The following is a 14,393-nucleotide window of genomic DNA, read 5'->3' as shown; positions in this document are numbered from 1 at the left end:
TTTGCTGCACCTGCCTTTTTTATGTTATTGTGCCCGGCAGGCAAGGGGGTTATACTATGCCAGAAAAAGCCGCCTGGATAGGGCATCCAGCCGGCTCGTTATATTTCCTGACCACGCGCTTAAAAGTGTCGCCCGCAGTATCTTGGCGCAGGTTCCTGTAAACGCTATTCTACTTCGCGACACCAATAAGCTCTTCCGTATGTTTCTTTACCCACTCGGGGTCCTTCGGCTCCCGGGCCACGCCGCTCTCGATGGCGGCTTTAGCCACAGCTGCCGCCACCGCCGGTGCCACCCGGAGGTCAAAGGCCTCAGGCATGACGAAATCGGGTGAGAGCCTGTCGCCTACCAGGTCGGCCAGGGCATGGGCGGCGGCAATCTTCATGGGTTCATTGATGTCGGAAGCCTTCACGTCAAGGGCACCGCGGAAGATGCCGGGGAAGCCCAGGACGTTGTTGACCTGGTTGGGGAAGTCGCTCCGCCCCGTACCCACCACGGCCGCGCCGGCTTCCCGGGCCTTGTCGGGATAGATTTCCGGAACAGGGTTGGCCATGGCAAAGATGATGGGGTCTTTACCCATGGAGCGGACCATGTCCTGGGTAACGGCGTCCTTCACAGAAAGACCGATAAAGCAGTTGGCCCCTACCATGGCATCGGCCAGCGTGCCGCAGCGGTCCTCTTTGTTAGAGATTTTGAGCATCTCCCGTTTTTCCTGGTTTAGGTCCTGGCGCTTGGAGCAGACAATACCCCTGGAATCGCACAGGATCACGTCTTTGACACCTACACTGAGGAGGAGTTTGGCGGTGGCAATACCGGCCGCGCCGGCGCCGTTGATAACTACCTGCAGGTCGTTAAGTTCCCGCTTGGTAATCTTACAGGCGTTAATGATGCCGCTCAATACTACCACAGCCGTGCCGTGCTGGTCGTCATGGAAGATGGGGATGTCGGTGGTTTCCTTGAGGCGCCGCTCGATTTCGAAACAGCGGGGCGCGGCAATATCCTCCAGGTTGACGCCGCCAAAGGTGGGGGTCAGGAGCTGGACTGTCCTGACAATCTCATCTACATCCTGGGAATCGATGCAGATGGGGAAGGCATCGACGCCGGCAAAGGTTTTAAAAAGCAGGCTTTTCCCTTCCATGACGGGCATGGCCGCCCGGGCGCCAATGTTACCGAGGCCGAGGACCGCCGAGCCGTCGGATACTACTGCTACCATATTCCAGCGGCGTGTGTATACGTCTACAAGTTTGGGGTCTTTGTGAATCTCCTTGCAGGGTTCGGCAACTCCGGGGGTGTACGCGAGGGATAAATCCATGCGGTCCCGCACAGGCACCCTGCTGCATACTTCAATTTTACCCTGCCACTCTTTGTGAAGTCCAAGGGCTCTTTCCTGAATATTCATTATGGTATACCTCCTTTACGTAAAAGGTAGAAACCAGGGACCAGGGGTAAGGGGAAGCGCCACTGACATGATGGTCTAATGGTTGAACCGGCTGGCAGCTTTTTTAAAAAGCTGCCAGCCATACACCTCGCTCTTTACGCGTTCTTCCTGGCGGCATCTTTAGCCTGGATCTCTTCGTAGGCGCTCAAGATATCCTTGGCGTTGAGGTATACGGGGGTGTCCACCATCTTGCCCTGGTAGGAAATAGCTGCTTTGCCTTTAGCAATGGCTTCTTCTTCAAAGGCTTTAACAACACCGCGGGCCCATTCTACATCTGCGGGATCCGGGGAGTAGAGGCGGTTAGCGGGTTCAACCTGGCTGGGATGGATCAGCATCCTGCCTTCATAACCCATCTGCCGGCCCTGGAGCACACTCTTCTCGAAAGCTTCCATATCCTGGTAAGCGACAAACGGGCAGTCAATGGCAACTACCCCGGCCGCCCGGGCGGCAACTGCCATATGGGCACGGGCGTATTCCTGCTCCTTGCCCTCGGAGGTCAATTTGACCCGCATGTCCTTGCAATAGTCAACGGCACCGAAGATGGCACTAACCACTCGCGGGCTGGCGATGCAGGACTCATAGGCATGGATAATACCTTTAGCGGTTTCCAGCAGGAGGGACACCTTGATGCTCCCTATGGGCAGGCCGCGGCGCCGTTCCAATTCTTCCAACTTCCAGTCCAGACGCTTGACGTGGTCGGGATGACCGCACTTGGCCAGGGTAACCCCGTGCAGGCCCTCATAGACAATGGCCTCCAGATCGTCATTGGTCATCTCGGTTTCCCAGTTATTGATGCGTACGTATACCTCAGAGCCATTAGCACCAACAGCCTTAAGGTTCTCGCGGATAAGGTTCCGCGCGTTTTCCTTCTCCGCCGGGGGCACAGAATCTTCCAGGTCGAGGGTGATTATATCGGCGGGGAAAGTGGGTGCTTTGGCAATCATCCTGGGGTTGTTGCCGGGAACGTAAAGGACAGAACGCATTACTGGCATTTCTTTTATTACCTCCTAATGCTTGAGTACGTTTTTGAGGATACGCGGGATATCATTCGGGCTCATAGCCACGTAGCCGCCGGCTTTCTGGATGGCTTCCATCTTGCTCTTGGCCGAACCGCGGCCCCTTTCCACAATGCTGGAAGCGTGGGAGAAGCGCTGGCCTTCCGGTGCCCAGGCCCCTGCTACATAGATTACAAAGGGTTTGGTGAATTTACCCGCAGCAATTACTTCCGCGCATTCTTCTTCCTGGGTGCCGCCAATCTCGGAGAATACGGCTACGGCTTCCGTCTGGGGATCTTCTTCGAAAAGGGGTAACAGGTCAGCAAAGGAAGTCCCCAGGACAGGTTCCGTACCCGTGTGGACGACGGTACTGACGCCGTAACCGTTTTCCTTGAGGATCCAGGGAATAGTTCCCGACTGGCCGCCGCTGCGGGAGAAAACACCAATTGGTCCCGGCCTGAAGAAGGAGTTAGCCCATTCGACATTGCCGCCCAGCCAGCCGACAACCGCCTCCCCGGGCGTAATGATGCCGATGGAGCCCGGGCCGATGAGCCTGGTCCCCTTCAGCTTGCAGTACTCCACCATTTCCATAATGTCGTGGATGGGTACCGATTCTACACAGGGGACGATATTTTTAACCCCGGCGTCGGCGGCCTCTTTAACCGCTGCTTTCAAAGCCCGGCCGGGTACGAAGATAACACTGAAGTCAATTTCCCCGTGTTCGGCCACGGCCTGCTTGACGGTATGATAGACGGGAATACCCGCTACCTCTTCGCCGCCCTTACCGGGGCTTGTCCCGGCCACAACCTTCGTGCCGTAATCTTTCATATACTTGGCCCGGAGGGAACCTTCCCTGCCGGTAATCCCCTGGACAATAACCTTGGTATTTTTATCAATTAAAATCCCCATGATTATCCCTCTTTATCCTTTTCCTATTACTGGATGGTATTCTCTTCCAGCAGACCTCGCTTACGCAGGTACTCATCCAGTCCTTCAATGGGAACGTCAATTTTAATGGCGCTCTTGCCGCGGAACCAGCATTCATACTCACAGGCAAGGCATTCTGTTCCCCGGCGCTGGACCTCATCTTCACTCAAATGGGCCACCGAGGGTACGCCGTCCTTGAGCTGCAGCATCCCCCTGGCAAACTTCTTGCACGCGTCGATGCAGGCCTTTGTTTCACACTCGCTGCACTTGCTGGTGTCGATGGTGACTTTAATTGTTCTTTCCCAGAATTCGAGCACTGGTTCCACCCTACTTTCGCTTCTCGGCTTGATATTCTTTAACTAGGGCCAGTAATCGTTGCCCTATAAAATCGGTATCGGTAACATGTTCCCGGCCATAAATCTCCACCCTGGTAGCTCCCTCGACATTGCTTAACCCTTCGCGTAAAATGGCGAGGGATTCTTCTTCCTTGTTACCACAGAGCAGTAAGACGCAGGGCAGGCCAGGCTTCTTGGGCAGGACTTCCCGCAGGGCCTTCACGACGGCGTGGGCGTGGTGCCATTGTTCCTGGTTGGCCATCATAAAGCCACCCAGGAGGTAGCCGTCAATGTTGGGCTGGGAGAGCACTACCTTGGCTACCCGGTACACCTTGGAAGCAACCGGGTTGCCGCTGGTATCAGCGTAGTTCGCCGGCTTCAGGTTGACTTTGTTCAGGGCATCCATGCCCATCATGGCCGACCCGCCGCCGATGGGATGGTAGCCGATATAACCTGGGCTCTTCTCGTCAAAGCCCATGCTCATGACGAAACCGGAACCGCGGGTGTCGGTCTTCTCAATGCCCCAGCCAATACGATCCAGTTCGGTAGGCTCATGGGGAAAGTCCCTGGCAATTTCAATACCCATTTCCGGGTGACGGTAAACGCTGCTGTTGTCTACCTCCATCTTGCAGTCGGCCGCCACCAGCTCCCCGTTAGCGGTTAAGACCAGCGGGTTAATTTCCAGGGTAAAGCAATCATATTTTTTATAAGCGTTCCACAGTTTGACCAGTACGTTGGCAAAAGTCATCAGCTGGTCATTGGGGATGCCGGCCTTCACCAGCATGTCAACGGCATCGTAAATTTCAAGGCCATTTAAGGGTGAAATTAAAAGCTTGAAAATCTTCTCTTCCGGAACACTTTCAATATCCATGCCGCCCTCGGTGCTGAACATCATCATGGGGCAGCGGGCATTGCGGGCGGAATTAACAATAATCGTCACGTAAAATTCCCGGGCAATAGCCAGCTTCTCTTCCACCAGGACTTTACGCACCGGATACCCTTTAATTACCGTACCAAGAATAGAGGCTGCTGCCGCCCGGGCTTCTGCCGGGGTGTCAACCAGTTTTACCGCTCCTGACTTGCCCCTGCCGCCAGCCTGCACCTGGGCCTTCACTGCTACTGGCTTGCCGATCTCCACAGCAATCTGTTCCGCTTCTTCCGGCGAGGATGCCGCCCGGCCCACAGGAACCGGGATTCCGGCCTTGCGCAGCCATTCCTTACCTTGATACTCTAACAGCTTGGCCATACTTTCGTCCCTTCCACAAGAAATTTATTGGTCGGAAAGACGATATGAAAAAATCCCCCGTACCATCCCCCCTTTTATACCTCTTATAAGCTGGCATATATTGTAAATCTACCCCATAGGGGTATAAACTCTTTATACTGTTTTATTATATTCTCGCTAGAAATTAAAAATCCTGCTGGTTTATAAAAAATTTTAGCGCAACCATGCCAGCAGGTTTACCAGCAGGGCGGCAATGCCGCCGGCCATGAGGGGCCCCACGGGAATACCGCCAAAAAAGGCTACACCGATAATGGAACCTATAACCATACCGATCATCATCTGGGGAAAACGCTGGAGCAATTCCAGGCCCTGGCAGTTCATATGGGTGGCAATAATTCCGCTGGCGATGGCTATAATCCCGGGTACGGAAACAAAGGAGGCCAGCATATCCCGGGCTGATACCCGGCCGGACGCAAAGGGCACCAGTACGGAAACCACTAGAAAAATAAGGCCGGCCTCCAGGGCCCGGCGTTCAAGGAAAGGATAGATTCTTTGCAGGTTAGTAAACTGGAGCAGTAAAAGAATAGCAGCAGCGGCTGCGATAACGTTAGAGCGGCCCAGGATGCCCAGCAACATGAGTAGTAACAGGATTGCCGTTGTCGCGCTCATTGAACACGCCCCTTGTACCAGCCATCCTGAACCATATATATGCCGGGGCTACCGGGACAAGAACGCCATACGTGGCGTTAGCTGGCCTTTTTAATAATACCGCCACCATACACCGGAACTACATCTGTCGCACCCACCCGGGAACAGAATTCTACATCGGCTTCCAGTCCCAGGTCCGCCAGGAGCCGGCCATGAAAACTAGCCTTCAGAGCTGCCGCCGGGTCGACCCGGTGGCAATAATAATAATCCCTGGCTGCCTGGGCGCCGTCGCGCAAGACAAATTCCCCCTGGCCGGCAAGCTGGTCAACCAGTAACCCGGCTGTCAAAAAATCTTCCAGGGAGAAACGATCCCTGGTACCGGCACAAATAATGGTTATGTCAGTTGCTGCCGTGGCAGCCAGTCCGGCCACCGCCGGAGCATTTATCATGGCGCCCAGGAAAACCAGGCGGCCGCCTGCTGCCCGGCGAATGGCCCTGGTGCCGTTGGTCGTGGTTATAATCAACCTTTTGCCGGCAACAATTTCGGTGGTATATTCCAGGGGTGAATTGCCCAGGTCGAAGCCCGGTATTTTTAAGGCATTGCGCTCACCCCCCAGGAGTACCCGCTCGTCCCCCAGGCGCTCACGCATTTCAATGGCTTCCTCGGGGGTCAGGACGGGAATTACCTCCAGGCAACCGGCCGCCAGCGCCACCGTAATGGTGGTGGTCGCCCGCAACGCGTCAATAACTATAATAGCTTTATTATTAATGGCCTCATCCGGTATACCATTTAGAGTAGCAAAGACATCAATTTCCAAACTCACTCGCACCTCCAACTCTTGCCGGTCCGGTAGTTATTCGCGAAAGATTGGTCAGATTCCTGCCGGCCAGGAAGCAAAAGGTAATAATTAAACGAGAAGCAGGAACCCCATCTACCGGCTCCCGCTTCCCGTAATTTCTTAACTCTTAACTCACTTCAGCCACCTTCAGGGTAGTCCTCAAGGTATCGCCCCGCAGCCCCACCCGCAGGGCTTCCAGGGCCAGGACATCCCCTGGCTGGACATTGCCCAGGTTAACATTGGGCCCCAGGCGCATTATTAAAGCCTGCTGCTGCTGCTTCTGGGGAGCCTCCCAGATAACCCGGTCCGGATCCTTGATACCCGCCAGCAGGCTGGCCAGTATATCTTCTTTGACAGCCCCGCGGCCGTCGTAAATGACGACTCCCTGGCCCGATTCCCGGCCCTCGACGATGACATAGTCGGCCCCCGCCTCCTGGTCGCCGGCAATCTGGTTCAGGAGATAGGCTGCGCTTAAGGCATCCCGCGGGTCCTTCTTGCCCACTTCAGTTATGACGCCAAAGCCTGCCGCCCGGGCCTGGCGCACCGCCGCCAGCCGCACGGTCCGGCTCATGTCAATAGTTCCATCGGAAATTTCAATAAAAGTATACCCGAGGTCCCTGGCCGTTTGCAGGTAAAGGTTTAGCCGCCCCTGGAGAACGGCGACTTCAAAGAAGGTACCGCCGGGAAAAATATCAACATTGTAAGAGCGTGCCAGGCGAATTTTTTCCCGTAAAATAGCCGCCGGGTAAAAAACGGAAGTGCCAAAACCAAGTTTAATGAAATCAATATAGGTTGCTGCCACCTCCAGCAAATCCCTGAATTCCGTCAGGCCCAGACCCTTGTCAATAACCATGGTCAACCCTGCTTGCCTGGGTTTTTGCTGGCGTCCACGAATGGGAAATTCCAGGACATCTTTCCAGGTAGTAGTTGCTTTTTCCAGCATTAATTTCGCCCCTTCCTGTGTTTTTATTTTTTAACTTGCTTTTTTATCTTTATGCCCGGGGCAGGAAGGGGGTAACAATTTTGCCAGCGGTACTTTTTCACAGGTCAGACGACTGTTGCCCCACCATTATTACCGCCTGACGCCATAAAAAATGAGGCCCACCCCCAGGATAATGGTCAGCATTTTAACGGGGGAGATTTTACCGGCCAGGCCCCAAAGTCCCAGGGCCATCACCGTCAACATAACCGTCGGGCCAACAAAAGCCAGGGTCGCGTTTATTTTTAAAGCAGCCTCAACCCGGTTTAATTTTAACATCAGGATGGCCGCCGTCAATTCAATCATGCTGGACAGGATGCGTACTGCCGCCATGGCCAGCACATGTTTGTCCGGCAAAAAGAAAAACATAGCATTTCCTCCCCTTATTTTTTATGCGTTGCCGAGACAAAATAGAAGCAGCGCCTTTTCTAGGAGGTTTAACAGGTTGCAGTCAGCAATGAAATTACCCTTTGCCATTCTTTGTGCCGTACCCTTTATCATGGTCCTGGGTAACTCCATGCTGGTTCCCTTGCTACCCGTCATGCGTACCACTTTGAATGTCAGCCTGGTCCAGGTGAGCCTATTTATTACGGCTTTTTCCCTGCCAGCCGGCCTTGTCATCCCCTTTGCCGGTTTCCTGTCCGATGCTTACGGCCGCAAACCCATTATGGCACCGGCCCTGCTCATTTACGGTTTGGGGGGCCTGCTGGCCGGCCTGGCTGCCTGGCTGGTAGCTTCCCCTTATTACCTGATCCTGGGTAGCCGCATCCTTCAGGGTATTGGTGCCGGGGGTACTTACCAGCTGGCCATGGCCCTGACCAGCGATATTTTCCAGAGTAAGGAGCGCACCAAAGCCCTGGGTTTACTGGAGGCTTCCAACGGGCTGGGAAAGGTGGTCAGCCCCATTGCCGGCTCCCTTACCGGCCTCATCGCCTGGTTCGCCCCCTTTTTTGTCTATGGCTTCCTGGCCATCCCCATTGGCCTGGCCGTGTGGTTCTTCATTAAAGAACCTTCGGGGCAAGATAAAAACAGGGTAACCTTCCGGACCTATTTCCGCGACCTGGGCCAGGTTTTCCAGACCAGGGGCTTATCCCTCCTGGCCTGCATCCTGGCCGGGATGGTTGTTCTTTTTATTTTGTTCGGGGTTTTAAGTTACGTTTCTGATATCCTAGAAGCAAATTATGGCATCCGGGGCCTCAGTACCGGCCTGCTTATAGCCATTCCCGTGGGTACCATGGCCCTTACTTCCTATTTATCCGGCAGTTACCTGCAACAAAAGGCCGGCAACTTCCTGAAGATGACCATTGTTGCCGGCCTGGTCCTGGAGACCGCTGCCCTGGTAGTTATGGGCTTCTTTGATAATATCTTTATATTTTTCCTGGCTATGGTGGTCATGGGGATCGGTACAGGTATCGTCCTGCCCTCAGTCAATACCTTGATAACCAGCGTGAGCGCTAAGGAAAGGGGTGGCATTACCTGCCTTTACGGTTCCATGCGTTTCTTTGGTGTCGCCCTGGGCCCCCCGGCCTTTGGCCTGGCCATGACCCTGGGCCGGCTACCCCTTTTCCTGGGAGCCGCCGTCCTGGTAGGACTGATAACCTTTTTAACGGCGTTCTTCATTCAAACGGAAAAAATGCTGCCCCCCGAACTGTTACCCGGTCATTAAAAGACCCGGGTTAAGCTAACCCGGGTCTCTCAATCGTTTAATTCTTTCCGTTCGCCGGTGGCCAGGTATATCGCTTCCTCAGCTATATTGGTGGCATGGTCGGCTATGCGCTCCAGGTAACGGCTGACAAAGAGCAAATAGGTAGCCTGGGTAATGGTTTTGGGATCCTCCATCATGAAGACCAGCAGTTCCCGGAAGACCTGGTTGTGGAGCATGTCGATCTGGTCGTCTGCCCTAGCTACCGTATAGGCCAGTTCTGTATCTTCCCGGACATAAGCATCCAGGGCCTGCTTGACCATTACCTGGGCTAACTCGGCCATGCGGGGAATATCAATTAAGGGCTTGATCAAAGGCTGGCCAGTTTCCAGGATACGCTGGGCCGTACGGGCAATATCAACTGAATAATCGGCCATACGTTCTAAATCGGTAATAATCTTAAATCCGGCGGCAATTTTGCGTAAATCCTTGGCCATGGGCTGTTGGGTAGCAATAAGCTTTAAACACTGGTCTTCAATCTGTAACTCCATCTCGTCAACAACAACATCACCCTCAACCACTTCGGCGGCCATTCTGGCATCCTGCCTGGCCAGGCATTCTACTGATTTGGCAATGGTTTGTTCAACAATACTCCCCATGCGCAAGATGTTTTGCTGCAAATCTTCCAGGGAATGTTGAAAGCCCTGCCTGGTTGTGATGGCCATGGCTAACCCTCCTGTAAGTTTGTTACCTTCCATTATATTCACCTCACTTCTTCTCTGCCACCTTTTGTGGGTTAAAAAATTGCTTTTTCTTGGTTAGAGGGGCTTTAACCGAAACGACCGGTAATATAATCTTCCGTCCGCTGGTCGCGGGGCCTGGTAAAGATGATTTCCGTCTCATCGTATTCCACCATCTCCCCGTTGAGGAAGAAGGCGGTATAGTCGGAAACGCGAGCTGCCTGCTGCATATTGTGAGTAACTATGATAATAGTATATTTTTCCTTGAGGACCCGGATGAGTTCTTCGATTTTTAAAGTGGAAATGGGGTCCAGGGCCGAGGATGGCTCGTCCATGAGAACAACTTCCGGCTCGACGGCCAGGAGCCTGGCAATGCACAGGCGCTGCTGCTGGCCCCCGGATAACCCTAAGGCCGGCTGGCGCAGGCGGTCGGCCACTTCATCCCACAGGGCCGCTGCTTTGAGACTCTGCTCCACAATTTCGTCCAGTTTTTTCCTGTTATGGAGCCCGTGAATCCGGGGACCATAAGCCACATTATCGTAAATGGACATGGGGAAGGGATTGGGACGCTGGAAAACCATACCTACCCGTTTGCGTAAGTTGACCACATCGACATCCGGAGCATAAATATTCTGCCCGTCCAAAAGGATTTCCCCGGAAAGTCGCGCTCCTTCAATGAGGTCATTTAAGCGGTTTAAAGTCCGCAAAAAAGTAGATTTGCCGCACCCCGAGGGGCCAATGAGGGCCGTGACGGAATTGGGTTTTATTTCCAGATTAACATCCTTTAAAGCCCATTTAGAACCATAATAAAAATTTAAATTGGTAATTCTTATTTTGGGTTGCATCATATAAAAACGATTACCTCCCCGGTCCAGGCCGGCCTTAACAAGTAGCGGATATCATTAAGGTAGCTCCCAGGCCTGCATCCTGCAAGTTAAGAGGCAAGGCAGCCTCCCCCTGCGGGTATTAGTATTATATCCCGGAGTTGTATTAGTACCAAGGCCAGGAATGAACTGCATAAGCGAAAAGGGCACCAACTGTAGCCCCGCCCAGGACATCGGAAGGGTAGTGCATGCCCACATACATGCGGCTGAGCCCTGTTAAACCGGCCGCCGTAACCAGCGGCCAGGTAAGGACCGGGAAATTCAGGGCGAAGACTACCGCCAGGGAAAAACTGGCGGCCGTATGTCCCGAGGGGAAGGAAAAGTCCTGCCAGGGCCGGGCCAGGTAACGGGCCCCAGAAAGGACCAGGTAGGGACGGCACCGGCCCACCAGGCCTTTACAAAACCTGACCACCAGGTGACTGCCCACCAGGGCCAGCATAGCCTGCCATCCGGCCAGGCGCGTTTGCTCGCGGCCCAGCAGGGCAGTCGCCAGGGAAAGGGCCAGTCCAAAGGTAGCGCTCCCCAACAAGGTAAACCAGGGCATGGTCCGGTCCAGCAGGGGGCACTGCAGGCGTTGGTTAACATAATAAAAGAGGTAACAGTCGCCCGCGTTCAACCAGCGCCTTAAGGTCAAAACTCCTCTCCCTTTCTTTAGCTCTTGCCCCTTCATTTTACCTTAAGAATATTTAAACGGCAATAGAAGTAACTTTAAGATTAAGTTAAAACCGGCGCACAATGGCATCGGCCATCCTGGCCACCCGTACCATGGCCTGGACGTCATGAACGCGAATTATATCAACTCCCTGGGCTATTCCTAAGGCCACCGTAGCGGCCGTTCCCTCCAGGCGCTGGTCAACGGGTAGATTGAGGGTCTTACCAATCATTGACTTGCGCGAAGTGCCCAGGAGAATGGGTTTGCCCAGTACTTTTAGCTCCCGTAAACGGCCCATTACTTCCAGGTTCTGCTGCAGGTCCTTGCCAAAGCCAATGCCCGGGTCGATAATAATCTGCTCCGGGAGTACCCCGTTCTCTTCTGCCAGGCTGATACTTTCTTTCAAGGAAGTGAGGATATCAAACATTAAATCCCGGTATTCGGTACCCTGCTGGTTGTGCATGATAATAATAGGCGCCTGGTAGCGGGCACAAACGGCGGCCATTGCGGCATCAGCCCGGCAACCCCAGATATCGTTAATGATATCAACCCCCAGGTCCAGGGCCCGCTGGGCCGTAATAGCTTTGTAAGTATCTACGGAAATAGGGACTTTTATTTCGGCCACCAGGCGCTTTAAAACCGGTTCCAGGCGGTGCCATTCTTCTTCGGCCGGCACCGGCTCGTGACCGGGACGGGTTGATTCCCCGCCTACGTCAATGATATCGGCCCCTTCATCCACCAGCCGGTGGGCATGCTCCACCGCCGCCCCGGGATCATAAAAAAAGCCGCCATCGGAAAAGGAATCCGGCGTTACATTGACAATTCCCATGACCAGGGTCCGCCTGCCCAGGACAAGGGGACCCCGCGGGCATTTGATTTCCTGAACACCGGTCTTTTCCCAGCTGTTCAGGGTAGCTTGAATTGCGGCAGCCAGCTTGTTTAAGCCAAAATACTGCTGGGGCAGCTTTTCTACCAGGAGTTCCAGCTGGCGCCTGGTGGCAAAGAGCAGGACATCGGTCTTCTCGATCGACCAGCCGGCTACACCTGCCGCCATGGCCGCCTCGCCGCCCCGGGCCAGCATTTCTTGTTTTAAGATATTGGCCGCCCTGGCCGGTACATCTTTAAGCTTGAGGCAGTAATGCAGGGCCTTGGGCACCATCAGCTCAATACCCCGGGCGTCAACGCCAATCTCCTCCATTAGTTTTTTGGCCGCAGCTGCATCTGGTACGTTAATTATTTCTATGTTCTCCTGCCAGGACATGAAAACCCCTCCCGCGAAACAACTTTTGCTGGCTTTGTTCTGCCTGAGAAATATTATACCCCTATCCTGGCCCGGCAGCAAAAACCCCACCCGCAGGGGGTGGGGTCCAGGCAAGGAATTATCAAGGGCTCTACCCTAGAACAGTCCGGTGATAACGCCGTCGGCATCAATATCAATATTGCAGGCTGCCGGGCGCTTGGGCAGGCCGGGCATGGTCATAATGGTACCGGTAATGGGGACGATAAAGCCGGCCCCTGCTGAGAGCCTTACCTCGCGGACGGTAATGGTAAAGTTCCGGGGCCGCCCCAGCTTGGTCATGTCGTCAGAAAAAGAGTACTGGGTCTTGGCCATGACCACCGGCAGGTTGCCGTAACCCATGGCTTCAAAGCGCTCGATGGCCTTGTCGGCATCCGCCGTGTAATTAACCCCATCGGCGCCGTAAATCTCTGTAGCGATTTTATAAATCTTTTCTTTGATGCTGAGGTCCAGTTCATAGAGGGGATGGAAGTTAGACGGCTTTGTTTCAATGGTTTTGAGAACTTTTTGCGCTAGTTCAATGCCGCCGGCGCCACCTTTAGCCCAGACTTCGGACAGGGCCACTTCCGCACCGGCTTTGTTGCACAGGTCATAGAGGAGATTTAATTCAGCTTCCGTGTCGGTGGGGAAGGCGTTAATGGCCACCACGGCCGGTACCCCGAATTTGCCAACGTTTTCAATATGCTTTTCCAGGTTCTCAAAGCCCTGGCGCAGGGCTGCCAGGTTTTCCGTGGCCAGTTCAGATTTCGGTACGCCGCCGTGCATTTTGAGGGCGCGGACGGTGGCGACAATGACGGTAACGTCGGGTTTGAGACCGGCATAACGGCACTTGACGTCATAAAACTTCTCTGCCCCCAGATCGGCACCGAAACCGGCCTCCGTTACGACATAGTCAGCCAGCTTCAGGGCGGTCCTGGTAGCGGTTATGCTGTTGCAGCCGTGGGCGATATTGGCAAAGGGACCGCCGTGGACGAAGGCGGGTGTGTTCTCCAGGGTCTGGACCAGGTTGGGCTTAATGGCGTCCTTCATCAGCAGGGCCATGGAACCCTGGGCTTCCAGGTCACCGGCAGTTACGGGCTTGCCATCATAGGTATAGCCGACGACAATACGGCGGAAACGCTCCTTCAAGTCCATGAGGTCGCTGGCCAGGCACAGGCAGGCCATGACTTCCGAGGCCACCGAAATATCAAAACCAGTCTCCCGGGGGACACCATTGGCTTTACCGCCCAGGCCGATAACGATATTGCGCAGGGCCCGGTCATTGAGATCAATAACCCTTCTCCAGGTAACGGTCCGGGGATCGATGTTTAAAGCGTTGCCCTGCTGGAGGTGGTTGTCTACCATGGCCGCCAGGAGGTTATGGGCATAGGTGACAGCATGGATGTCACCGGTAAAGTGCAGGTTGATGTCTTCCATGGGTACAACCTGGGCATAACCGCCGCCGGCAGCGCCACCTTTTATGCCAAAGCTGGGACCTAAGGAGGGCTCCCGCAGGCAAACCATAACCTTTTTCCCCAGGCGGGCTAGGGCGTCTGTCAGGCCGACACTGGTGGTAGTTTTACCTTCACCGGCAGGGGTGGGGGTAATGGCCGTGACCAGGATGAGCTTGCCATCGGGTTTATCCTTGAGCCGGCGGTAGACATCAAGGGAGATTTTTGCCTTGTATTTACCGTATAGCTCCACTTCATCTTCCTCAATGCCCAGGGCCCGGGCGAGCTCCATAACGGGTTTCATTTTGGCCGCCTGGGCGATTTCAATATCGCTGGGTACGTTCGCCAATTTGAACACTCCTTTC

Annotated in this window: 15 protein-coding genes; 1 reads left to right on the top strand and 14 read right to left on the bottom strand. The window is 54.4% G+C overall.

The window, feature by feature from the left end; translation table 11 throughout:
- Nucleotides 1–169: 169 nt before the first annotated feature.
- The 9 genes from MOMUL_RS02985 to MOMUL_RS02945 form a co-directional block, all read right to left on the bottom strand.
- Nucleotides 170–1,399, bottom strand: a complete 1,230-nt coding sequence (locus MOMUL_RS02985) for an NAD(P)-dependent malic enzyme (RefSeq protein ID WP_062281241.1) — start codon at nt 1,397–1,399, stop codon at nt 170–172.
- A 131-nt stretch (nt 1,400–1,530) separates the two neighbouring features.
- The gene (locus MOMUL_RS02980; protein WP_062281239.1) at nt 1,531–2,427 is read right to left on the bottom strand and encodes an HpcH/HpaI aldolase/citrate lyase family protein; all 897 of its coding nucleotides are present in this window, start codon (nt 2,425–2,427) and stop codon (nt 1,531–1,533) included.
- A gap of 15 nt (nt 2,428–2,442) precedes the next feature.
- A complete protein-coding gene (locus tag MOMUL_RS02975; protein WP_062281236.1) occupies nt 2,443–3,339 on the bottom strand; it encodes a succinate--CoA ligase subunit alpha in 897 nt (298 codons plus the stop codon).
- Nucleotides 3,340–3,365: 26 nt separating this feature from the next.
- Complete coding sequence (locus tag MOMUL_RS02970) at nt 3,366–3,674, bottom strand: hypothetical protein (protein ID WP_054937861.1); 309 nt, start codon at nt 3,672–3,674, stop codon at nt 3,366–3,368.
- Between the two features lie 10 nt (nt 3,675–3,684).
- Nucleotides 3,685–4,938, bottom strand: a complete 1,254-nt coding sequence (locus tag MOMUL_RS02965) for an ATP-grasp domain-containing protein (RefSeq protein WP_062281233.1) — start codon at nt 4,936–4,938, stop codon at nt 3,685–3,687.
- A 192-nt stretch (nt 4,939–5,130) separates the two neighbouring features.
- Nucleotides 5,131–5,586: a DUF441 domain-containing protein gene (locus MOMUL_RS02960; protein ID WP_054937859.1), complete on the bottom strand. Its 456-nt coding sequence runs from the start codon at nt 5,584–5,586 to the stop codon at nt 5,131–5,133.
- Between the two features lie 77 nt (nt 5,587–5,663).
- A complete protein-coding gene (locus MOMUL_RS02955) occupies nt 5,664–6,389 on the bottom strand; it encodes a 2-phosphosulfolactate phosphatase (protein ID WP_169802149.1) in 726 nt (241 codons plus the stop codon).
- Between the two features lie 142 nt (nt 6,390–6,531).
- Nucleotides 6,532–7,347 carry a phosphosulfolactate synthase gene (comA, locus tag MOMUL_RS02950; protein WP_062281229.1) on the bottom strand — a complete coding sequence of 272 codons (816 nt, stop codon included), beginning with the start codon at nt 7,345–7,347 and terminating at the stop codon, nt 6,532–6,534.
- Nucleotides 7,348–7,476: 129 nt separating this feature from the next.
- Nucleotides 7,477–7,752, bottom strand: a complete 276-nt coding sequence (locus MOMUL_RS02945) for a YqhV family protein (RefSeq protein WP_062281226.1) — start codon at nt 7,750–7,752, stop codon at nt 7,477–7,479.
- Nucleotides 7,753–7,828: 76 nt separating this feature from the next.
- On the opposite strand from MOMUL_RS02945, the gene MOMUL_RS02940 reads away from it, so the two are divergent.
- Nucleotides 7,829–9,049 (top strand): MFS transporter, encoded by a 1,221-nt coding sequence (locus MOMUL_RS02940; protein ID WP_153018203.1) that lies wholly within the window; start codon nt 7,829–7,831, stop codon nt 9,047–9,049.
- 29 nt (nt 9,050–9,078) lie between these two features.
- Here MOMUL_RS02940 and phoU read toward each other — a convergent pair whose 3' ends face one another.
- The 5 genes from phoU to MOMUL_RS02915 all read right to left on the bottom strand — a co-directional run bounded on the left by phoU (nt 9,079) and on the right by MOMUL_RS02915 (nt 14,377).
- Nucleotides 9,079–9,750 carry a phosphate signaling complex protein PhoU gene (gene phoU / locus MOMUL_RS02935; protein WP_054937855.1) on the bottom strand — a complete coding sequence of 224 codons (672 nt, stop codon included), beginning with the start codon at nt 9,748–9,750 and terminating at the stop codon, nt 9,079–9,081.
- A gap of 104 nt (nt 9,751–9,854) precedes the next feature.
- Complete coding sequence (gene pstB, locus MOMUL_RS02930) at nt 9,855–10,613, bottom strand: phosphate ABC transporter ATP-binding protein PstB (protein WP_054937854.1); 759 nt, start codon at nt 10,611–10,613, stop codon at nt 9,855–9,857.
- 142 nt (nt 10,614–10,755) lie between these two features.
- Nucleotides 10,756–11,283 (bottom strand): phosphatase PAP2 family protein, encoded by a 528-nt coding sequence (locus tag MOMUL_RS02925; protein ID WP_062281220.1) that lies wholly within the window; start codon nt 11,281–11,283, stop codon nt 10,756–10,758.
- Nucleotides 11,284–11,368: 85 nt separating this feature from the next.
- Complete coding sequence (folP, locus tag MOMUL_RS02920) at nt 11,369–12,562, bottom strand: dihydropteroate synthase (RefSeq protein WP_062281217.1); 1,194 nt, start codon at nt 12,560–12,562, stop codon at nt 11,369–11,371.
- Nucleotides 12,563–12,697: 135 nt separating this feature from the next.
- Nucleotides 12,698–14,377: a formate--tetrahydrofolate ligase gene (locus tag MOMUL_RS02915; protein WP_084785414.1), complete on the bottom strand. Its 1,680-nt coding sequence runs from the start codon at nt 14,375–14,377 to the stop codon at nt 12,698–12,700.
- Between the last annotated feature and the right edge of the window lie 16 nt (nt 14,378–14,393).

This window comes from Moorella mulderi DSM 14980, assembly GCF_001594015.1.
Taxonomy (GTDB): domain Bacteria; phylum Bacillota; class DSM-521; order Neomoorellales; family Neomoorellaceae; genus Neomoorella; species Neomoorella mulderi.
Note: the sequence above shows the minus strand (reverse complement) of the source record. Positions and strands in the feature narration are given on the sequence as shown.

What these genes read in the sequence shown, in the direction of transcription:
- MOMUL_RS02980 (WP_062281239.1), bottom strand. Translation starts at nt 2,427, where the DNA reads ATGCCAGTAATGCGTTCTGTCCTTTACGTTCCCGGCAACAACCCCAGG.
- MOMUL_RS02975 (WP_062281236.1), bottom strand. Translation starts at nt 3,339, where the DNA reads ATGGGGATTTTAATTGATAAAAATACCAAGGTTATTGTCCAGGGGATT.
- MOMUL_RS02965 (WP_062281233.1), bottom strand. Translation starts at nt 4,938, where the DNA reads ATGGCCAAGCTGTTAGAGTATCAAGGTAAGGAATGGCTGCGCAAGGCC.
- MOMUL_RS02960 (WP_054937859.1), bottom strand. Translation starts at nt 5,586, where the DNA reads ATGAGCGCGACAACGGCAATCCTGTTACTACTCATGTTGCTGGGCATC.
- comA (WP_062281229.1), bottom strand. Translation starts at nt 7,347, where the DNA reads ATGCTGGAAAAAGCAACTACTACCTGGAAAGATGTCCTGGAATTTCCC.
- MOMUL_RS02945 (WP_062281226.1), bottom strand. Translation starts at nt 7,752, where the DNA reads ATGTTTTTCTTTTTGCCGGACAAACATGTGCTGGCCATGGCGGCAGTA.
- phoU (WP_054937855.1), bottom strand. Translation starts at nt 9,750, where the DNA reads ATGGCCATCACAACCAGGCAGGGCTTTCAACATTCCCTGGAAGATTTG.
- pstB (WP_054937854.1), bottom strand. Translation starts at nt 10,613, where the DNA reads ATGATGCAACCCAAAATAAGAATTACCAATTTAAATTTTTATTATGGT.
- folP (WP_062281217.1), bottom strand. Translation starts at nt 12,562, where the DNA reads ATGTCCTGGCAGGAGAACATAGAAATAATTAACGTACCAGATGCAGCT.